At 59.4% G+C, this 21255-nt stretch carries 20 protein-coding genes; 15 read left to right on the forward strand and 5 right to left on the reverse strand.

Going from position 1 to position 21255, the window contains the following annotated elements:
- Window positions 1-778: 778 nt before the first annotated feature.
- The 6 genes from NMB39_RS27195 (at window position 779) to NMB39_RS27220 (ending at window position 6039) form a co-directional block, all read left to right on the forward strand.
- On the forward strand, window positions 779-1015 hold the full coding sequence (locus tag NMB39_RS27195; protein WP_057024736.1) for a hypothetical protein: 237 nt from the start codon (window positions 779-781) through the stop codon (window positions 1013-1015).
- Window positions 1016-1225: 210 nt separating this feature from the next.
- The gene (locus tag NMB39_RS27200) at window positions 1226-1915 is read left to right on the forward strand and encodes an NYN domain-containing protein (protein WP_057024737.1); all 690 of its coding nucleotides are present in this window, start codon (window positions 1226-1228) and stop codon (window positions 1913-1915) included.
- 261 nt (window positions 1916-2176) lie between these two features.
- Entirely contained in the window at window positions 2177-2503 is a 327-nt protein-coding gene (locus NMB39_RS27205) for a DUF3077 domain-containing protein (protein WP_494339829.1), read from the forward strand.
- A 198-nt stretch (window positions 2504-2701) separates the two neighbouring features.
- The gene (locus tag NMB39_RS27210; RefSeq protein ID WP_494339828.1) at window positions 2702-4045 is read left to right on the forward strand and encodes a CHASE2 domain-containing protein; all 1344 of its coding nucleotides are present in this window, start codon (window positions 2702-2704) and stop codon (window positions 4043-4045) included.
- A 37-nt stretch (window positions 4046-4082) separates the two neighbouring features.
- On the forward strand, window positions 4083-4448 hold the full coding sequence (locus NMB39_RS27215) for a hypothetical protein (RefSeq protein ID WP_057024739.1): 366 nt from the start codon (window positions 4083-4085) through the stop codon (window positions 4446-4448).
- Window positions 4449-4461: 13 nt separating this feature from the next.
- On the forward strand, window positions 4462-6039 hold the full coding sequence (locus NMB39_RS27220; protein ID WP_494339827.1) for a M48 family metallopeptidase: 1578 nt from the start codon (window positions 4462-4464) through the stop codon (window positions 6037-6039).
- 107 nt (window positions 6040-6146) lie between these two features.
- Here NMB39_RS27220 and NMB39_RS27225 read toward each other — a convergent pair whose 3' ends face one another.
- Window positions 6147-7463, reverse strand: a complete 1317-nt coding sequence (locus NMB39_RS27225) for an OprD family porin (protein WP_124411373.1) — start codon at window positions 7461-7463, stop codon at window positions 6147-6149.
- 414 nt (window positions 7464-7877) lie between these two features.
- Here NMB39_RS27225 and NMB39_RS27230 point away from each other — a divergent pair, with 414 nt between their 5' ends.
- On the forward strand, window positions 7878-9965 hold the full coding sequence (locus tag NMB39_RS27230) for a TonB-dependent receptor (RefSeq protein ID WP_494339826.1): 2088 nt from the start codon (window positions 7878-7880) through the stop codon (window positions 9963-9965).
- A 52-nt stretch (window positions 9966-10017) separates the two neighbouring features.
- Here the strand turns inward: NMB39_RS27230 and NMB39_RS27235 are convergent, their stop codons facing one another.
- Both NMB39_RS27235 and aguA read right to left on the reverse strand, forming a co-directional pair.
- Window positions 10018-10245 carry a hypothetical protein gene (locus NMB39_RS27235; protein WP_057024743.1) on the reverse strand — a complete coding sequence of 76 codons (228 nt, stop codon included), beginning with the start codon at window positions 10243-10245 and terminating at the stop codon, window positions 10018-10020.
- A gap of 235 nt (window positions 10246-10480) precedes the next feature.
- Window positions 10481-11587, reverse strand: coding sequence for an agmatine deiminase (gene aguA, locus NMB39_RS27240; protein ID WP_494339825.1), 1107 nt, complete (start codon window positions 11585-11587; stop codon window positions 10481-10483).
- 378 nt (window positions 11588-11965) lie between these two features.
- Between aguA and rfbB the strand changes: the two genes are divergently transcribed.
- Genes rfbB through NMB39_RS27275 form a run of 7 tightly spaced genes read left to right on the forward strand, consistent with a single transcriptional unit; the run spans window position 11966 to window position 19047 of the window.
- Complete coding sequence (rfbB, locus tag NMB39_RS27245) at window positions 11966-13048, forward strand: dTDP-glucose 4,6-dehydratase (RefSeq protein ID WP_056847202.1); 1083 nt, start codon at window positions 11966-11968, stop codon at window positions 13046-13048.
- Complete coding sequence (rfbA, locus tag NMB39_RS27250) at window positions 13045-13920, forward strand: glucose-1-phosphate thymidylyltransferase RfbA (RefSeq protein WP_057024745.1); 876 nt, start codon at window positions 13045-13047, stop codon at window positions 13918-13920. Before rfbB ends, rfbA begins: the two co-directional genes overlap by 4 nt.
- On the forward strand, window positions 13917-14462 hold the full coding sequence (rfbC, locus tag NMB39_RS27255; RefSeq protein WP_057024746.1) for a dTDP-4-dehydrorhamnose 3,5-epimerase: 546 nt from the start codon (window positions 13917-13919) through the stop codon (window positions 14460-14462). Before rfbA ends, rfbC begins: the two co-directional genes overlap by 4 nt.
- Window positions 14459-15340, forward strand: a complete 882-nt coding sequence (gene rfbD, locus NMB39_RS27260; protein WP_494339824.1) for a dTDP-4-dehydrorhamnose reductase — start codon at window positions 14459-14461, stop codon at window positions 15338-15340. Before rfbC ends, rfbD begins: the two co-directional genes overlap by 4 nt.
- A gap of 34 nt (window positions 15341-15374) precedes the next feature.
- The gene (locus tag NMB39_RS27265) at window positions 15375-17183 is read left to right on the forward strand and encodes a sensor histidine kinase (protein WP_494339823.1); all 1809 of its coding nucleotides are present in this window, start codon (window positions 15375-15377) and stop codon (window positions 17181-17183) included.
- Window positions 17180-18565, forward strand: a complete 1386-nt coding sequence (locus tag NMB39_RS27270) for a sigma-54-dependent transcriptional regulator (RefSeq protein WP_057024749.1) — start codon at window positions 17180-17182, stop codon at window positions 18563-18565. The genes NMB39_RS27265 and NMB39_RS27270 overlap by 4 nt, the downstream gene beginning before the upstream one ends.
- Window positions 18566-18591: 26 nt before the next feature.
- A complete protein-coding gene (locus NMB39_RS27275; protein WP_057024750.1) occupies window positions 18592-19047 on the forward strand; it encodes a thioesterase domain-containing protein in 456 nt (151 codons plus the stop codon).
- Between the two features lie 50 nt (window positions 19048-19097).
- Here the strand turns inward: NMB39_RS27275 and cysQ are convergent, their stop codons facing one another.
- Entirely contained in the window at window positions 19098-19934 is an 837-nt protein-coding gene (gene cysQ, locus NMB39_RS27280) for a 3'(2'),5'-bisphosphate nucleotidase CysQ (protein WP_043047368.1), read from the reverse strand.
- Complete coding sequence (gene nudE, locus NMB39_RS27285; RefSeq protein WP_043047369.1) at window positions 19931-20497, reverse strand: ADP compounds hydrolase NudE; 567 nt, start codon at window positions 20495-20497, stop codon at window positions 19931-19933. Before nudE ends, cysQ begins: the two co-directional genes overlap by 4 nt.
- 87 nt (window positions 20498-20584) lie before the next feature.
- Here nudE and yrfG point away from each other — a divergent pair, with 87 nt between their 5' ends.
- Window positions 20585-21247: a GMP/IMP nucleotidase gene (gene yrfG / locus NMB39_RS27290; protein WP_057024751.1), complete on the forward strand. Its 663-nt coding sequence runs from the start codon at window positions 20585-20587 to the stop codon at window positions 21245-21247.
- Window positions 21248-21255 lie beyond the last annotated feature (8 nt).

Genomic DNA, 21255 nt, shown 5'->3' on the forward strand with positions numbered 1-21255 from the left:
GTAGAAAAGATCGGGCAAAGCGCTGTCGTTGACAGCAACCCAGGTAGCCAGAGCCTTTGAGGCTACGCCACACCGTGGTGGTTCTCCCAAAGTGCGATTAGCGTCCGGCGGCTCGCACGGTCACAGAAATGTGATGGATGCCTACTTTTACCAGTGTGCCCACTGCGGCAACTCATCCCCTTTCATAGCTGCCCTGCAGCAATCTATCCGCTTGGCCATTTCACTGCGCCAACCTACGCCCGTCTCTTTCTTCCGGAAAGAGACGGGCGCTCCTACCGCTGCTGCAGCCCAACTCGTACAAGGCTTTGCGGTATTTCCCCTCGTGACAATCGGCGTGACAAATACCGAAGTCACCAGCAACAGCGATGCAGAGGATGGTGCCGTAGCCCACGGAATGGACTGCACCTGACTGACAGTCAGGCATGCCCCCGGTCATCGCATAGCTGCCTTCACTCGACTCAGGATCTCGCGGCGTTGATCTCGTCAGCCAGTGCAGGCACCACCCGTCCACTTTCTCGGAAGTGCTCAGGAGACCAGATCATGAGATGCCCAGGCTCTCGGTCGTAAAGAGCCGCCAGTCCCGCGGTAGTGCCATCACCAGGACCATGCCCTTGGCACCTTTCCAAGGCCTCGTTAATGAGGTTTTTTACAGGTTTCAAGCAAGTTTTTTAGTCCGCCCTAAGACAATTTTAAGGACTTTTTAAGATTCACATTGACATATCGCAAGACCCGTATAAGAATCCTGCAACTCTCAGAAACTAAGACCTGTAGGATTATCATGGCGAAGACAGCCCAGAGCATTGCAGCAGAACTCAACGAGATTATGCGAAAAAATGGGAATGAGTGCATGACTCTGAAATGGGATCAGTTCTACCAGGTTTGCGAACGAGAACGCCTGGCCGAAGTCGTGATGGAAAATATCCAGAAACAGCTTAAGAGAAACGATCTGCACATCATTTATGGCAACAATGTCATCGTAGTTCGTGATTTCTGTTGGAGACCTGTGACGCTGTGAAGACGATCTGCTCTGCATTTTCAGCAGATGACGCAGGTAGCATGCAGTGACTCCGGGCGATCAAAAAAATGATCAACCCGATTGAATCTATTCAACAAATAGTGGAATATGGGCTCACTACTCAGCCCCGTACGCAGCGATTAAGTTCTCTGGCAGTTGGGGTGAAGAAACCGGCCCTGTGCCGGTTTTTTCGTTTCTGGGGACTGAGTTTTGCGTACAGCCTGCTTTGTAGACGGTTACAACCTGTTTTACGGCCTGCTGGCTGGCACTCCGTACAAATGGCTTGACCTCCCGTCCCTCCTATCCCATATCGTTCGCGTCGAATGTCCAGACAGCTTCGTCAGCGCCATCAGCTTCTTCACCTCCGGCGTCAAGCCATCCCTTGCCAGTCGCGGCATCAAATCCAAAGAAGCCCAGGACGCGTATTTACGTGCCCTGATAGCGCGTGACGTAAAGGTATTCTACGGACGCCATCAGCTTGAATCCGGCAAAGCCCCACGCTTTGTCAACAAGGACACGCCTGCCTCCAGAGCCGATCAAGTCGAGGTTTGGAAATTAGAGGAGAAGGAAACGGATGTTCATATTGCTATAAGCATGTACCGTCTCGCAGCTCGTGAATCATTCCTACCGCCTGAACAGCGAACGCAGCAAATCGTCTTGGTATCGGGCGATACCGATATGACGCCAGCCTTAAAAGCGATCCGGGAAGACTTTGCGGATCTGCGCATAGGAGTCATCCTTCCACACCGCGAAGGCGTACAGCGCACGGTACCGGGCTCTCTTAAGCAGTATGCGAATTGGATGCGTCATGTGGTAACCGAAGTTGAACTCGCGGATCATCAGCTCCCCTCCCGAGTACCTACACGAAAAAAACCGGCCGTAAAACCAGCCTACTGGTAGGTCTTGCCTCATACTCTGATATCAGGCGTGCTTTACCGTAACCGGCGCCAAGATTGTAAAACAGGGTAATTGCATGAGCCGCCTACTTAGCATCAGCAACCAGTACCCACCGCTCAGGTAGGACTCGAAACACAACAGATCTATTTTCCCGATTGCTCCCCACGCCCCACCACGCTAATCTCGTTCCCGTCGCTGCGATTTGGCGACCGGGCCTGAGAACCCGACTTGATGCAGGCGCCTTAGCGCCACGCATTCGTTCAAATGACGAACGTGGTAGCTCTCACTTTGATAGGGAGTTCTACCAATGACGTTACAAATGCATCTGCGTTAACCACCCTCGGCGTCACCCCCTTTTCCTTTCACTCCGACCAACCTCTGTTCCGCGTCAACAGCGGTGTCTCCCTGCATGAAGCCTTGCATCACGCTTCCGACCTGCTCCACCTCGCCAAGCTGCTTGCAGAAGATGCGGCAGTGACGCAGGACACGGACCGTTATGCCTGGGCGTCGCATTATTTGCAGGAGATGAGCAAGGCGGTGATTGATGATGTGGTGAAGGTGTTGGAGTCGCCTGGGAATGTTGAGCAATAAAGAAGTCGTGTGGTGCGCGGGCTGACGTCATCGCGGGCAAGCCCGGCTCCCACAGAGGAAAGCCCTGGCCTGAATAGGTCGGGGCTTTTTGCGAAAGGCGAGCCAAAGGCAATATGGCACTTAGCCACTTATTCGATTGACACCCCCTCCCCACTCCTTTAAAAACCCCGCCTTGCTTGCGCTTTTATCGAGACATGGATGTTGTCGAACCCTCCGCTGTTCAAATACCGCCGCTATTGGCTGGCGGTCATCATCGTGTTGCTGGCGATTCTTGATCCTTTCGGCCTGGCCAGTTCCAGCGACAAGGCGTCGGCGCAGTGGCTCAATCGTATGTTCGCCAGCCACTACCCGAGCCTTGGGCAGCAGCGGGTAGCGGTGGTGTTGATTGATGATGCCTACCTGATGCGCAATGACAGGTCATGGCCAATGCCCTACGGCGAGCAGAGCAAGTTGTTCAAGCGTTTGCTGGCGTACAAGCCTGGGGCGGTGTTTGTGGATTTGCTGTACAGCCATGATCACTCGTTGGGCGACCCGACGCGGGGCAGTCAGTTGCTGGCGAATGTGTTTGAGCGTTATCAACGCCAGGGCATCCCGCTGTGGTTGGCCAATACCGGTTTGGCGCGCGGGGAGGCGGGCCAGGCCAATACGCTGGCGCCTTTTATGCAGGTCAGCCGCCCAGCCCTTGTGGTGTGGGAAGGGGTGGATGACAAGTATCCATTGGCCAAGCAAACCCAGGCCGGGCTGATGGAAACCCCCGCTTTGGCGCTGTACCGGGAGTTCTGTGCCATGCACGAGTGCAAGCCGCCGCCGGTGGATGCGCAAACCGCTGCGCAGCGCCAGCCCATCGCGGTGCAATGGGGCCTGAAGCTGGCGCCGGAACAAGCGCGTATTGCTGATATCCGCCACTGCGCAGCGGCGCGGCATTTCTTGCTGGACGGGGTGGCGCAGTTGTTCCAGGCCGTGTTCTGGAAGCTGGATGACTCGGCCCAGGCGCGGTGCCCTTATACGCTGACGTTGTCGGCCAGTGACCTGGAGGTCAGCGACCCCGATGATCAGGCACTGATCGCAGAGTTGCTGCGCGACCGTCTGGTGCTGGTGGGCGCCAATATCGCGTCCACGGGGGATCTGGTGGAGTCACCGGTACATGGCCAGCTCCCCGGCGTTTACCTGCACGCCATGGCCCTGGATAACCTGATCAATTCAGGCATGGACTACGACCATGAACCGGCCAATTTCCCCGCCCTGCCCTTCAATTGGCTGGACCTGCTGGAGCTCGGGCTGCTGGCGTTGATTGCTGTGCTCAAGGCGCTGCACGCACGGCGCCTGGCGGGCCATCGCGCCTGGAGCCGTTGGCGGCGCCAGGAAATCTGGTTTTTTACCTCGCCGTGCCCGTCGTGGCTGTTGGTGATGTCGATGTTGGCGGCGGTCAGTGTGCTGCTGAGCCTCAATGACATCACCCCGGTCAACGTGCTGGGCATTGTATTGCTGTCGTTGGTGTTGTTCAGCGAGCGGATCGAAGCATTCTTCGACCGCGATCGCTGAGTGTGCCGCTTTGCTATTTGACTCAAGGAACCCAAGGATGAACAGAAGCCTCATCGTCTTGCTCGCCGCCCTCTTCACCCCAGGTGCCTGGGCGGAAACTCACAGTATCAAAGCGTTCCTGGCCGACCCGGTGACGGTGCTCGACGAACAGGGCAAGCAACAGCGTGAGCTGGCGAAAAAGGATGCGCCCACCCAGCCCGTGCCGGTGTTGCAGTACAACCAGGCGCTGGACCTGGTGCAGGTAGAACTGGCCGGCCAGAAGGTCTGGCTGGACACCATGGACCTGCGTATCGAACCACCGCTGAACGTCGTCGACCTGCCTTGCCAGGGCCTGACCAAAAGCCAGGCCAAGGACAGCCGCAATAATTCCACCATCGGTTTTGGTGCCGGTTGCAATCAATAAAAGGAGCGTTGCGGTGAAGGGATATCGAGTGGCAGCCAGCCTGTTGGCCTGTTCCGTGCTCAGTGGTTGCGCGACTTTGAAGGGCGCAGACCAGGCGTTTCTGAACCTGGTGGGGCCTTCGACCCAGTCCCGGGTCCAGGGCCACTATGTGGACAACACCGACGTGCGCCAGTATTACAAGCTCGACCCACAGCGCCAGAGCCAGCAGCGCCTGAGCTATGACGGGCGGGCGGTGCCGGCCGCCGAGGCGCGCCAGCAGAACCTGGTGGATATCCCGATGCTGCAAGGCTACTTGCAGGGCATTGTCACGCGCTTGTCCAAGGGCTGGCCGGGGGAGTTGCCGCCGCTACAGGTGAAGATCACCGACAGTTATGGTTTCGGGCCATCGGCGGACCCTTACGGCAACCTGTTCGTGCCGCTGGGGATGCTCGACAACGTTGCCAGCGAAGACGAAATCGCGGCAATGCTTGGTCATGAAATGAGCCATGTGCTGCTGCATCACCATGACCGCATGGCCGCCTTCCAGCAGCAGAAAGACATGTTCACCACCGTCGCCTCCACGGTCGCCTTGGCCACCATGGCTGCCGATACGGGCGTCGACCGCAGCTCCGGGACGATGAAACTGTTCAGCAAAGACCCGGCCGGCACCCAGAAAACCATCGGTAACACAGTGCTGTACACCGCACTGGCAAATACCTTTTCCGACCAGGTGTGGAGCACCGCCTGGGGCCGTAGCCAGGAAGACCAGGCCGACCTGCTCGGCACCGACTTGATGATCCGCGCCGGCTACGCCCCGCGCGCCGCCACCCATAGCCTGGAGCGTCTCAACGACTTCCAGGGCAAGCAGAAGCCATTGCTCACGGGCTTTCTCACGGCGCGCAAGAATGCCATGCAGGATTCGCTGCAGCAGTTCAATCTCAACCAGTTCACCAAAGAGCTGGACGTGCTGGTCAAGGACGGCCTGACCACCGGCATCACCGCAACCACCCAGTACTTCAACCGCTCGCATATGTCGGCCATGGACCGCGACACCGAGCTGCGCCAGTACTTGCAACGCGAATATCGCCAGGAACGCCGCGCCCGGGTCAGCCCGCAAAGCTGGTCGAAGATGAAGAACACTCCCCAAGTGGCGAAGGCCTTGCAGGGTTATAAAGACGCGTACTTCGCAATTGATGCCCTGGAGAAAAACAAAGTGCCGGATGCCGAAAGGTTTATCCGCCAGGCACTGGCTTCGCCGGTCAGGGACCAGCCGAGCATTCGGCGCACCGCCTATACCGTGCGCCTGGCCCAAGGTAAAAACAGCGAAGCGCTGAAAGAGTTGCAGGCGATCAAAGACTGGTCCCTGGCTGGCCCTTCTACCTATGACTTGATGATCAGCTACCACATCAAGCGGGGTGATGGGCAAGCGGCACTGGCGATGATCGACAAGGCCGAACGTAATCTGGGTTCGGAAGAACTGTTTATCACCGAAAAGCTGTTGGCCAACCAGCAGCTGCAGAATACGCAGCAGGTACAAACCGTGCTGCGCAAGTGCGAGCAATACCCCGCACGCAAGGAAAACTGCAAGAAGCTCGCGCCGGTCAAGGCCTGACATTCAGGACACTCCACCCAGGCGAAAACATTCGCCGCCAGGCAATAAAAAACCCCGAACCAGTCGGGGTTTTTTATTGCCTGGAGTCAGGCGCGACGCTCGATCAATTAGAAAACGTTGATCGGGTAGTCGGCGAACAGACGGATTTCGTTACCGCCAACGTTGTACTCGCTGGCGTTGTTGGACACGCGCAACCACGAAGCGCGAGCACGCAGGCTCAGGTCTTTGGCTGGGCCGCTCTGAACGACGTATTTGAACTGGTTGAAGATTTCACGCTCAGTGCCACGGCCACGGTTGGTACCGTCGTCGATGTTGGTGCCACGCACGTACGCAATGTTATAGGTCAAGCCAGGCACGCCGAAAGGCGTGAAGTCCAGGCCGTAGCCCGCTTGCCAGGAGCGCTCATCTTTGCCGTTGAAGTCAGACCAGTAGGAGTTGGCCAGCAAGATGGTGTTGCCGCCGTCGCCGATGCCGCCAGCGTTACGGTAGCCGCCGTACAGGTAGCCAGTGTCGCCGGTGCTGCGCTGGTGGGCGATGGTGAAGCTGTGCGGGCCAACGGCCCATGTGGCGCCCAGGCTCCAGATCTTGTTGTCGCGAGCGTCTTCGTCCTTTTGGTTCTCCAGGGCAAAGCTCTTGTCCAACTTGGTCTTGTAGCCGTTGAAGTCAAACGTCAGCGACTGTTTCTCCGGCAGGGCCAGCACGTAGTTCACGTTGATATATTGCTTCTTCAGCACGTCCTGCATGTCGGAAGCGTACAAGGCAGCCGACAGGCTTTCGGTGAATTTGTAGCTGCCACCGATATAGTCGATGCTTTTCAGGCGACCGCTGTCGGTGCCTTCCATGCTCTTGCGTGCTTCTTTGGTGAAGTGACCCGCGTCCAGTTGCAGACCGGCGATCTCTTTGGAGACGATCGAAGTACCGGTGTAGGTTTCCGACAGCAGACGGGAGTTGTCGTACTGCAGCACGGGTACGGCCGGGAACTGATCACCGTACTTGAGCACGGTGTTGGAAACGCGGAACTTCACGGCAGCGCCGCCTTTGGCCAGGTCGTGTGGCGCCGAGCCCGGGTTGGGCTTGCCGTTGTCATCGATAGTGCCATTGCCCTGTTTGAAGAAATCGATACCGCCGGCGCCAGCGCGACCTTTACCACCGTCCAGGCGGATAGCGTATTGGCCAATCACATCCACACCCACACCGACGGTGCCTTGGGTGAAGCCGGACTCGAACTTGCCGATGAAGCCTTGACCCCATTCAGCTTTGTCCTGCTTGCCGTTTTTGTAGTCACGGCTGATGTAGGCGTTACGTGCGGCGATGTTCAGGTGGCTATCTTCAACAAAACCCTTGGATTGCTCCTGGTCATTTGCCATTGCTGTCGATGCGCTCAAAATCCCCAGAGCGATCAGACTCATCCGTTGCTTCAACATGTTCTTATATTCCTTATTACGGGTTGAGTACGCGCTGTGACACCAGGCTCCGTATTGCTTTTTTCTGGTGTCGACTTTATTTCCGCAAAAAGAAGGCCCGCGGACGACTGAACTGCCGCAGGCCTTTTTTATTGGATTTAGTCATGGTGGTTAGCCACAGGCGTTGGGCGCAATCCTATGCGGGCATTGAACTAAGTGTCAATTTCGTGAATCGTCTGTATTTAGGCGATATTCGTCTAAGCAGCGAGCTAAAGCGCTGCAATGAAAGTCACCAAATGTGCCCGTACACCGACAAAAACACATCAAGTAACAAATCTAACAGGCAACACCACAGGGAATAGATAACAAGCGCAAATGCAAAGAATTACCATTCGCGCACTATTTCCCTGCCAGACCATTTGGATACTCACCCCCATGCTTGTCCCACGCCTGACGCCCATTTCCCTAGGCCTCTCCGTTTTGCTGTCTGTCGGTTTTGCCAATGCGACCACGGTATTGCCTGAAACCTCGATCAACGCCGAGGCTGACGAAGACGACCCACGCGTCAAGGAAACCAGCACCGCCACTCGCACCGCCACTTCTGTGCGCTACGTGCCCCAGGCCATCGATTCCGTGAAGACCGAAAGCCTGCGCTCCTACGGCACCAACGACCTGGGCCAGGCGTTGAGCGGCATCCCTAACGTCAGCAGCGGCGCCGACACGCGCTTCGACAGCTTGCGCATACGCGGTTTTGACGCGAGCAACGATTTCTATCTGGACGGCATCCGCGACGACAGCCAGTACGTGCGCGACCTGCATAACATCGAGCGCATCGAAGTGCTCAAGGGCCCGGCTGCGGTGCTGTACGGGCGCGGCGGCCAGGGTGGGATCGTCAACCGCGTCAGCAAACTGCCTACCCAGGGGCTGAAATCCAGCATCGAAGCCCAAGGCGGCAGCAATGATTTGCGCAGCCTGTATGCCGACCTGAGCACCGATCCGACTGACACCATCAGCCTGCGCCTGAACATGGGCAACCAGGACAACAACAGCTTTCGCGATGGGGTCAGTGGCAACCGCCAGTTGTTCGCACCGTCGATGAGCTGGCAGCTCACCCCTGAGCTGAACTGGCTGGTGCAATACGAATACAGCCGCTACAACCGCACGCCGGACCGCGGCATACCCGGGGTCAACGGGCGCCCGACCGATGTAAGCCGCAGCACCACTTATTTCGATAGCGGCGATTACATCGACGATACATCCCAGTCCCTGCGTTCCAAGCTCGCCTATGAGCTCAACGCCAACTGGCAACTGCGCCACACCCTCGGCGTGTTCAAGCTCGACAGCGATTTCGACAACACCTACCAGACCGGCTACGACCCGAAAACCAACACCGTCACCCGCCAGCACTGGCAGCAGGACCTGACCACCCGCAATGTGTTCAACAACCTTGAGCTGGAAGGTGGTTTCGACACCTTCGGCCTGGAGCACCGCCTGCTCACCGGTATTGAGCTGGGCAGCCAGCGCCGCGATCCGAAGCTGTACTCCGCCACCGCTGTCAATCGAGGCGGCCAGGCCGTGCCGGGCCTGGACCTCAACCAACCCAATCGCCACCTGAGCCACACCGGGAGCATGAGCGTTTCGAGCAACAACCACACCGAAGTCGAAAGCCGCGCACTGTACGTGCAGGACCAACTGCGCCTGAATGACCAGTGGCAGCTCTTGGGCGGGCTGCGTTACGACCGCTTTGAAGTGGACACCACCAGCAAGCTGCTCAATACCCAGCAAAACGTGAAGAGCCACAGCACCAGCCCACGCGTCGGCCTGGTGTGGACGCCGCTGGAGCATCATTCGTTCTATGCCTCGTGGAGCAAGACCTTCACACCCGCAGGCGGCGGCCTGATCGGTATCACGCCGAATGCGGCCGGCGGCGCCAATGACCTGAGCCCCGAGCTGACCAAGCAAAAAGAAATCGGCGTGAAAAGCGACTGGCTCGACGACCGCCTGAGCACCACCCTGGCCGTGTACGAGCTGGAACTCTACAACCGCCGCACCAGCGACCCGCTGGACCGCACCATTACCCTGCTCACAGGCTTGCAACGCTCACGCGGCGTGGAGCTGACCGCCACCGGCAAGATCGTCGACAATTGGTACGTACGCGGCGGCGTGGGGCTGCAGGACGCCAAGGTGGAGAAGGACAACAATGGCTTTGAAGGCAAACGCATCAGCGACGTAGCCAAGCGTAATGCCAGCCTGTTCATCACCTGGAAGCCCGAAATGGGTTGGTACGCGGAAACCGGCTTGACCCTGGTAGGTGATCGTTACGCCGACAACCTCAATACCGTGGTGCTGCCGGGCTATGGGCGCTGGGACGCACTGGCCGGGTTCCGTCAGAAGGAATGGGACATAAGGGCGGCGCTCAACAATATCGCCGACAAAAACTACTATGCCTCGGCGACCAGCGCGGCGCAGATTCAACCGGGAGAGCCGCGTAGCCTGGTCGTCACCGGTACCTACAGTTTCTAAGGCCGAATAAATGAAACCTGTGGGTGGGGCTTGCTCCCTCCCACATAAGGTCTCAGCGCGCCTTAGAGTTACACATCAGGTCACACAGCTCGCGCACTTCATCCTCCGTGAACAACCCCACCGGGTAGCGTTCACGCATCACGCTGCGCCAGTCAGGCGCTTGCCTGATCTGTCTCGAGCCGTTTGCCTTCAACCAGAGCGCCAGCGCATGGATCGCGTCGCCGTTAACTCGCGTCGGGTGGAATGGGCGCATGTAGATAGGGTTGATATCGGCATTCATTTCAGCGCTCTCTCCTGCTGCGTGAGCGGCTAACTTACTCAAGGTTTGTGACAGATCTGTGCAGTCATCACCCTGGGCCATTGTTACGACAGCGATACAAGAGCTATGCCAATTCCCAGTGTTCATTGGCGTTCAGGTATAAAAAAGCCCGCAACCTGGCTGGGCCGCGGGCTTGCCGGGAACACTGCAATCACACCGTGCCCCGGTTGCCATCAAGGCGTTGTTACAACTGCACTCAATTTCTCTGCGGGGCTGGCTGTTGTTGAGTCAGGCAATGGATATTGCCGCCTCCCAGTAACAGTTCACGCCCCGGCACCATCACCACCTCGTGCTGGGGGAACAGGTTCTGCAGGATCTGCTTGGCTTGGCTGTCCAGCGGGTCGTCGAAACTCGGCGCGATGATGCCGCCGTTGACGATCAGGAAGTTGACGTAGGAACCGGCCAACCGCACGGTCGGATTACGCTCTTGGCTGCCGTCCACCGGGTCGACACCGGCGCACTCCTCCTCAGTGGCGTACAGCGGCCCCGGGATCGGCATTTTATGCACGATGAACGAGCGGCCTTGGGCATCGGTGCTGTTTTGCAGCACATCCATGGCCGCATGGCAGCGTGCATAGTTCGGATCTTGTGGGTCATCGGTCCAGGCCAGCAACACTTCACCCGGACGCACGTAGCAGCAGAAGTTATCCACATGGCCGTCGGTTTCATCGTTGAACAGGCCGTCCGGCAGCCAGATGATCTTATCCACCGCCAGGTGATCGCTGAGCACTGCTTCGATCGCTGCTCGATCAAGGTGCGGGTTGCGATTGCGGTTTAACAGGCATTCTTCGGTGGTGATCAGGGTGCCCTCGCCGTCCACATGGATCGAACCGCCTTCAAGCACAAAGCCTTCAGTACGGTAGCGCGGCGCCCGTTCGATCTCGAGGATCTTGCCACCCACTTGGGAATCACGGTTCCACGGCGAATAAAGGCCGCCGTCGAAACCACCCCAGGCGTTGAAATCCCAGTTCACGCCACGCACTTCGCCGCTGTCGTTGATCACGAACGTCGGGCCGGTGTCCCGCACCCAGGCATCGTCGCTGGACATCTCCACCAAGCGGATATTGGGCACATCCAGGCGCCCACGGGCGTTCTCGTACTGGCCGGCGGAAACTGCAACGGTCACCGGTTCAAAGCGGGCAATGGCCTTGGCCACGGCCACATGGGCTGCCTGCGCCGGCTTGCCGCCCAAGCGCCAGTTGTCAGGGCGCTCAGGCCAGATCATCCAGGTTTGGGTCTGTGGCGCCCATTCGGCAGGCATGTGGAAGCCATCGGCGCGAGGGGTGCTGTGCAGGGTGGTCATGGCGATCAGGGCTCCGAATGGGGTGAAGGTCGACTTTATAACGGATAAAAATCGGCTTTAAAAGCGGTTAATCAGGGTTAACATCGATAAAAACGTGAAGTAGTCGATAACTATCGACAAGCGATTGTGGCGTGGTCATCACGACAGATTTACAGAACAAAGCCGCCGCGCGTGCTGTCCATAGTGCCGTTCGAACAGGCACGATGGGTCAACAGGGACAACAACATTGTGACGGCGTTTGTTTTTTCAGACGTCTATATCGCCATTGTTCAGGGGTTTTAATCAACCCCTTATGCTCGCGGCGCTTGCGCCGGCCCGATTCACAACTCAAGCTATGCTTCTTTCGCTTAATGTCCGTCTAAGGAAAAGGCCCTCGACATGCGCATTCTCATCACCGGCGGCGCCGGATTTATTGGCTCGGCCCTGATCCGGCACTTGATTCAACACACCGAGCATGAAGTGCTCAACCTGGATAAGCTGACCTACGCCGGCAACCTCGAGTCGCTAGCCAGTATCGCGTCCAACAGCCGCTATGAGTTCGTCCAGGCCGATATCATCGACCAGGCCACCGTGAGCGCCATACTTGCTCGCTTCCAGCCTGACGCCATCATGCATTTGGCGGCTGAATCCCACGTCGACCGTTCCATTGACGGCCCGTCGGATTTTATCCAGACCAATATCGTTGGCACCTATAGCCTGTTGGAGGCCACCCGGGCCTACTGGCAGAAGCTGGCAGAACCGGCGAAGAGCGCGTTTCGTTTCCACCACATCTCCACTGACGAGGTCTACGGCGACCTGCACGGCGTGGACGATCTCTTCACCGAGACCACGCCTTACGCCCCCAGCTCGCCGTATTCCGCGAGCAAGGCGGCCTCAGACCACCTGGTACGCGCCTGGCAGCGCACCTATGGCCTGCCGGTGCTGCTGACCAACTGCTCGAACAACTACGGGCCGTTCCACTTCCCCGAAAAGTTGATCCCACTGGTCATCCTCAACGCCCTCGCGGGCAAGCCGCTGCCGGTGTACGGCGATGGCTTGCAGGTGCGTGACTGGCTGTTCGTCGAGGACCATGCCCGCGCGCTGCTTAAAGTGGTAACCACTGGGGTTGTGGGCGAAACCTACAACATCGGCGGCCATAACGAGCAGAAGAACATCGACGTGGTACGTGGCATTTGCGCCCTGTTGGAAGAGCTGGCGCCACAACGCCCAGCCGGCGTAGAAAAATTCACCGACCTGATCACCTTCGTCAAGGATCGCCCGGGCCACGACCAACGCTACGCCATCGATGCCAGCAAGATCGAGCGCGAGCTGGGCTGGGTCCCGGAAGAAACCTTCGAGACCGGACTGCGCAAGACCGTGCAGTGGTACCTCGATAATCTGGAATGGTGCCGCAGGGTCCAGGATGGCAGTTATCAAGGTGAACGATTGGGCAACACTGACGCAAAGGATTTGATCGCATGATGAAGGGCATTGTATTGGCCGGCGGTTCCGGCACCCGCTTGCACCCCATTACCCTGGGCGTGTCCAAGCAGCTGTTGCCGGTGTATGACAAGCCAATGATCTACTACCCGATCTCGGTGCTGATGCTGGCGGGGATCAAGGACATCCTGGTGATCTCTACCCCAGTGGATCTGCCGCAGTACCGTAACCTGCTGGGCGACGGCAGCCAGTTCGGTGTGCGCTTCAGCTATGCGGAGCAGCCTTCGCCGGATGGCCTGGCGCAGGCATTCATCATTGGTGAAGAGTTCATTGGCGATGATCCTGTGTGCTTGATCCTGGGGGATAACATCTTCCACGGCCAGCATTTCAGCGATCAATTGCGCGGCGCAGCCGAACGCCCTTCGGGCGCTACCGTCTTCGGTTACTGGGTCAAAGACCCAGAGCGTTTCGGTGTAATCGACTTCGACCAAGAAGGCCGTGCCCTGTCCATCGAAGAAAAACCGTTGAAGCCAAAGTCCCACTACGCCGTGACTGGCCTGTATTTCTACGACAACGACGTGATCAAGATCGCCAAGGCGGTCAAGCCATCGCCACGCGGCGAGCTGGAAATCACTGACATCAACAATGCCTACCTCCAGCGCGGTGATCTGCACGTAGAGCGATTCGGCCGCGGGTTCGCCTGGCTGGATACCGGCACCCACGACAGTCTGTTGGAAGCCTCTACCTACGTACAGACCATCGAACACCGCCAAGGCTTGAAAGTAGCCTGCCTGGAAGAGATCGCCTACGAGAACGGCTGGATCGACCGAGACTATCTGCTGGAGCGCGCCAAATACTTCGGCAAAACCGGCTATGGCCAGTACTTGTACATGCTCGCCGGGAACACTAAATGAATGTAACCGCCACTGAGTTGCCCGATGTATTGATCATCCAACCCAAGGTTTTTGGCGATGAGCGCGGCTTTTTCTATGAGAGTTTCAATGCTCGTGAGTTTGAAAAAGCCAGCGGGCTGCAACTGCAATTTGTGCAGGACAACCACTCACGCTCGCAAAAGGGCGTGCTCAGGGGCTTGCACTATCAGGTAGAACACGCCCAGGGAAAACTGGTGCGTGTGACGGCTGGCGAAGTCCTGGACGTGGCGGTGGATATCCGCCGCAGCTCCCCGCACTTCGGCAAATGGACCAGCGTGCGACTGTCTGCCGAAAATAATCGCCAGTTGTGGATCCCACCGGGTTTTGCCCACGGTTTCGTGGTGCTGAGCGATTACGCCGAATTCCTCTACAAGACCACGGATTACTACACGCCCTCTGCGGAGCGTTGCATTCGTTGGAACGACGCGGATCTCAACATCGATTGGCAGCTCAACGGCACACCGACGCTGTCCGCCAAGGATCAAAACGGTGCAAACCTGAAAGACGCGGACTTATTCCTGTGACGGCTTCCCTGAAAATCCTCATCACCGGCCAACACGGCCAAGTCTCCCAAGAGCTGCAACAGCGGCTCCAGGGCCTGGGCGAGCTCATCGTCCTGGGCCGCGATCAGCTGGACCTTGCCAACGCCGACCTGATCCGCCAACAGGTACGCGCCCATCGCCCCGGCCTGATCATCAACGCGGCCGCGCACACCGCCGTTGATCTGGCCGAGAGCGAACCGGACGCAGCCTTTGCCATCAACGCTGTCGCCCCCGGCATCCTAGCCGAGGAAGCCAAGGCATTGGGCATCCCGCTGATCCACTACTCGACCGACTACGTGTTCGACGGCAGCAAACCTGCCCCGTACACCGAAAACGACACGCCAAACCCATTGGGTGTCTACGGCCAGAGCAAGCTGGCAGGCGAGCGGGCGATTGCTGCCGTGGGTGGCCAATACCTGATTCTGCGCACCAGCTGGGTGTATTCCAGCCACGGCAAGAACTTCCTGCTGACCATGCAACGCCTGCTGCAGGAAAAATCGCAGATGCGCATCGTGGCCGACCAGATCGGTGCGCCGACCTGGGCGGGGACCATCGCCAACAGCACTCGTTTGCTGATTGAGCAGTGGCAAGCCGGCAAGGCCGGTGAATGGGGTGTCTATCACCTGACCGCCCAAGGCGAAACCTCGTGGTTCGGCTTCGCCGAGGCTATTGGCGCGCAGCTGCGGGCCGACGGGAAAGCCTGCGCCGAACTGGAGCCGATCCCTTCCAGCGCCTACCCGACCCCCGCCAAGCGCCCGCTGAACTCGCGCCTGGACTGCAAGCGGCTGCAGCAGCAATGGCAGGTCAGCCAGCCGCAGTGGCAGGACGCATTGCAAGAGTGTCTTGCACAGCAGCACTAGGCATAATGCGCCTGTACCCACAGGCGCGATCCCCATGACTCCACCCCTTGCGCGACGACCCCGCTGGCGCAGCCTTGCCCTGCTGGCATTATGCCTGGCACCGCTGTTGTGGCCACTGGAGCACCTGGCCGAGCGCTATTACCGCAGCGAACTGGCCGGGCAGAATCGCCAGACCCTCGATCTCTATGTCGCCAACCTGCTGGGCACCCTGCACCGCTACGAAGTGCTGCCGCAGATCCTCGGTGACCTGCCGGCGCTGCGCACCGCGCTGGACGCGCCCCAGGTCAGCACCAACCTGGCCAACGCCAACCTGCTGCTCAAGGACGTCGCCGCCCAGGCCGGGGTGGAAGTGATGTATTTGATGGACACCACCGGCAAGACCCTGGCCGCGTCCAACTGGGACAAACAAGACAGTTTTGTCGGACGTAATTTTTCCTTTCGTCCGTATTTCAGCGAGGCCATGGCCGGGCGCCTGGGGCGCTTTTTCGGCCTGGGCACCACCTCGGCCAAGCGCGGCTACTTTTTTGCCGCCGCGGTACGTGATGGCGACACGATCATCGGTGTGCTGGTGGTGAAGGTCGACCTGGACCACACCGAGAGCCTCTGGGGTAATACCCCGGAACAACTGCTGGTCACCGACCACAACGGCGTGGTGATCCTCACCTCACGCCCACAATGGCGATTCCGCGCCACGCGGCCACTGACCACCGAAGAACGCCAGGCCATCATTGCCATCCAGCCCTACCCGACCCGCGACCCGCAACCGCTGAGCCTGAGCAGCAGCGCCTGGCTGCGCCAATCCACGGCCATCGCCGAGACCGGTTGGAACGTGGAAATCCTCGCACCGCGCTCGCTGATCAATCGCCCGGTGCGCACAGTGATGGCCGTCGGTGGTGCCGCGCTGTTGGTGCTGATGCTGTTGCTGGGCTTGATCATGCAGCGCCGCCGGCATTACCTGGAACGTATCGCCTTCGAAGCCAAGGCCCGCCGCGAGTTGGAAATGCGCGTGGCCGAGCGTACCAGCGACCTGGAGGGCCTGAACCGGCGCCTGAAACAGGAAGTGCTGGAACGTGAGCACGCCCAGCAGGAACTGGTGCGCGCCCAGGATGACCTGGTGCAGGCCGGCAAACTTTCGGCACTGGGGACCATGTCGGCAAGCATCAGCCATGAACTGAACCAACCGCTGGCGGCGATTCGCAGCTATGCGGAAAACGCCGAAATCCTACTCGACCACGAACGCACCAACGATGCCCGCGGCAACCTCAAGCTGATCAGCGAATTGACCGGGCGCATGGCCTCGATCATCGCCCACCTGCGCGCCTTCGCCCGTCGCGACCGCCACGCACCGGAGAGCGTGGCCCTGCAACCGGCGCTGGACGACGCCCTGGCGTTGCTGGCCAAGCGGCGGCGCTCGATGGAAGTGGAGCTGATCCGCGACCTGCCGGAGGCAACCCTGTGGGTACAGGCCGGTGAAACCCGCCTGCGCCAAGTGCTGGGCAACCTGTTGGCCAATGCCCTCGACGCCCTCACCGAAAAAGGTCCGCCGCGCAAACTCTGGCTGAGTGCCGAAACCACTGCACAGGGCGTCAACCTGTACATTCGCGACAATGGCCCGGGCTTTTGCATGGAAGCCCTGGGCCGCGCCAGCGAGCCGTTCTATACCACCAAGACGCGCACCCAGGGCCTGGGCTTGGGCCTGGCGATCTGCGACACCCTGATGCGTGCCTTTGGCGGTGAACTGCTGTTCGCCAACCACAAGGAAGGCGGCGCGCTGTTAACCTTGAAATTGCGTGCCGGCTCGCCGGGCGTCAGTCTGCAACCGTCCGAGGACCGCAGTGTATGAGTATCGATAACCAGATTCAGGTGGTGTTGATCGACGACGATCCCCACCTGCGTCAGGCCTTGTGCCAGACCCTGGACCTGGCCGGGTTGAAAGTCCTGCCCCTGGGCGAAGCCAGCGGCCTCACCGCACGCCTGTCCCGCGATTGGCCGGGAGTGGTGGTCAGCGATATCCGCATGCCCGGTATGGACGGCCTGGAACTATTGGCCGAACTGCACGGCCAGGACCCGGATCTGCCGGTGCTGCTGATCACCGGCCATGGCGACGTGCCGCTGGCAGTGCAAGCCATGCGGGCCGGCGCCTATGACTTCCTGGAAAAACCCTTCGCCAGCGACGCCCTGCTCGACAGCGTACGCCGCGCCCTGGCCCTGCGTCGCCTGGTGCTGGATAACCGCAGCCTGCGTCTGGCCCTCAGTGATCGCCAGCAACTGAGCACACGCCTGGTGGGGCACTCGCCGCAAATGTTGCGCCTGCGCGAGCAAATTGGGGCGCTGGCCGCGACCAAGGCCGATGTGCTGATCCTGGGCGAAACCGGGGCGGGCAAGGAGGTCGTCGCCCGTGCATTGCATGATCTGTCGAGCCGCCGCAGCGGCCCGTTTGTGGCGATCAATGCCGGGGCGCTGGCCGAATCGGTGGTGGAAAGCGAACTGTTCGGCCATGAGCCGGGCGCGTTTACCGGCGCGCAGAAACGCCGCATCGGCAAGTTCGAGTTCGCCAATGGCGGCACGCTGTTCCTCGATGAAATCGAAAGCATGAGCCTGGATGTACAGGTCAAGTTGCTCCGCCTGTTGCAGGAGCGCGTGGTGGAGCGCCTGGGGGGCAATCAGTTGATCCCGCTGGATATCCGCATTATCGCCGCCACCAAGGAAGACCTGCGCCAGGCCGCCGACCAGGGCCGTTTCCGGGCTGACTTGTATTACCGCCTCAATGTCGCGCCGCTGCGCATTCCACCCCTGCGCGAGCGGGGCGAAGATGCATTGATGCTGTTCCAGCATTTCGCCGACGAGGCCAGCAGCCGCCATGGCCTGCCCCTGCATGAGCTGCAACCGGGCCAGCGCGCGCTATTGCTGCGCCACAGCTGGCCGGGCAATGTGCGCGAACTGCAAAACGCTGCGGAGCGTTTCGCCCTGGGCCTGGAGTTGGCGCTGGATAACACTCAGGACAACCCGGCAGCCGGCGTGCTGACCTCCACCCCTGGCGGCCTGAGCGAGCAGGTCGAGCAGTTCGAGAAGAGCCTGATCGCCGCCGAACTGACCCGCCCCCACAGTTCCCTGCGCAGCCTCGCCGAAGCCCTGGGCGTGCCGCGCAAAACGTTGCACGACAAACTGCGCAAGCACGGCCTGAACTTCGCTGACAGCGCCAACCACAGCGCTGACGACGAGTGACAACCGCAACCTGCCAAGAGGCCTACATGAGCCGCGACAGCCGTTATCTGGAATCCATTTTGCACCACGATATCCCTCTTACCCGGGAGATGGGTCTGAAGGTGCTCGACTGGCAGCACGACCAACTGCATCTGCATTTACCTTTGCAAGCCAACATCAACCATAAGAGCACCATGTTTGGCGGCAGCCTTTATTGCGGCGCCGTGCTCGCGGGTTGGGGTTGGCTGCACCTGAAATTGCGCGAAGAAGGGATTGAAGACGGGCATATCGTGATTCAGGAAGGGCAGATCAGTTATCCACTGCCAGTGACGCGGGATGCGACAGCCATTTGCGCAGCGCCGGAAGAGAAGGTGTGGAAGCGTTTTTTGGCGACGTACAAGCGTTATGGGCGGGCGCGGTTGGCACTGGAGACATGGATTGTGAATGCAGGCAGCGCAGAGAGGGCAGTAACCTTTACCGGCCAATACGTCCTGCACCGCTAAAAAATGTGGGAGGGGGCTTGCCCCCTCCCACACTTTGCCCTGTTGTGATCTTAAGATCTGGCCAGGGTCAATAGGCGTTCGCGCCATGCAGCCTTCGCGGGCAGCGCCAAAAAGAATGGGTTCAACAATGATTCCCGCGCCGGGTAGCTGAACGGCTGGCCATTCAACTCCAACACCTCGCCCCCTGCCCCTTCCAGCACCCCCTGGGCCGCGGCAGTATCCCACTGTGACGTCGGCGCCAGGCGTGGATAGCAATCGGCGCTGCCTTCGGCCAACAGGCAGAACTTCAACGAGCTGCCGATATTCGCCAGTTTCAGCTCGCCCAAACCTTCGCTCAAACCATCCAGCAGGCGCTCTTGCTCGGCGCTGGTATGGCGACGGCTGGCCACCACGGTAAACGCTTCGCCCGCAGCCGGGGTCTGGCGTACTTGAATCTGCTTGGGCGCGGCATTTACATCCGAACGCCAAGCCCCAAGGCCCGCGCCGCCGAAATAGCAACGGCCAGTGGTAGGCATTGATACCACGCCGAATACCACGCGACCCTGTTCGATCAGGGCAATATTGACGGTGAATTCTTCGCTGCCAGAAATGAATTCCTTGGTGCCATCCAGCGGATCCACCAACCACCAACGCTGCCAGCCGGCTCGCACGCTTTGATCGATATCGGCATCCTCTTCGGACAGTACCGGAATGCTCGGATCCAAAGCAGTAAGGCCAGCGAGAATCAGATGATGGGCGGCCAGATCGGCAGCCGTTACCGGCGAATCATCCGCTTTTGAAGTCACGGCGACATCGGCACGCCAGTACGGCAGGATGGCTTCACCGGCCTGGCGCGCCAGTTCAATGACAGGGGCGATAAATGGGTGGCCTAAAAACAGTTCGCTCATGCGTTGAACGCTCCACGCTGGGTCAACAGGTCTCTTACCAAGTACAGCGCGGCCAGGGCGCGGCCTTCGCTGAATTGCTCGTTTTGCGCAAGCGCCGACAACTCACGCAGGTTGACCCGCTCCACGCGCATCGGTTCAGGCTCATCGCCTTCAAGGCGTTCTTCGTACAGATCGGTGGCCAGCACCACCTGGATTTTCTGGCTCATATAACCAGGCGACAACGACAGTTCGGTGATGTGCTCCAGCTGCCGTGCGCCGTAGCCGGCTTCTTCCTTGAGTTCGCGATCCGCCGCCGCCAACACATCCTCGCCCGGCTCGATCAAACCTTTGGGCAAGGACAATTCATACTCGTCGGTGCCACCGCAGTACTCTTCCACCAGCAGCGCATGATCCTCGTCGATCATCGCCACGATCATCACCGCGCCGTAGCCCGTGCCTCGCCCCACCAGACGCTCGTAGGTCCGTTCAACGCCATTGGAAAAGCGCAATTGCACTTCCTCCACGCGGAACAAACGGCTACTGGCGACTATTTCGCGGGCGAGGACAGTGGGTTTCTGGCGCATAAGCGGCTCCTTGGCGTGATCGGGTTACTATACCGTGGCTTTTCCGATTGTCTGTGTCGGATATCTTTACTTACATGAGAACGCACCATGCCCTCTTTGCCCTGGCACGCCATCGACACCGTCCTGCTGGACATGGACGGCACCTTGCTCGACCTGCATTACGACAACCATTTCTGGATGGAGCACTTGCCCCAGCGTTACGCCGAACTGCACGGCGTGAGCCGCGCCATGGCCGAGATGGAGTTGCAACCACTGTTCGAGCGTAACGCCGGACAGTTGCAATGGTACTGCCTGGATTTCTGGAGCACTGAGCTGGCGATCCCGGTGCGCGAACTCAAGCTGGAGACCGCCCACCTGATCGCCCTGCGCCCGGATGCCGATACGTTCCTGGCGGCGATCAAACAGGCCGGCAAGCGCGTGATCCTGATCACCAATGCTCATCGTGATTCGCTGTCATTGAAGTTGGAACGCATTGAACTGGCGCCCTATTTCGAGCGCTTGATCAGCTCCCATGACTACGGTTTCCCCAAGGAAAACCCGCAATTCTGGGAAGCCTTGCAAGCCGACATCCGTTTCGATCCGGCCCGTAGCCTGTTTATCGATGACACCTTGCCGATCCTGCGCAGCGCCCGGGATTTCGGCGTGGGGCACCTGCTGGCGGTGAAAGAGCCCGATAGCAAAAAAGGACAAAAGGACACCGCAGAGTTCGCGGCAGTGGAGGATTACCGCGATCTCATTGCCGGGCTCTAAACCCATGT

This window comes from Pseudomonas sp. FBCC-B545, from assembly GCF_059134095.1.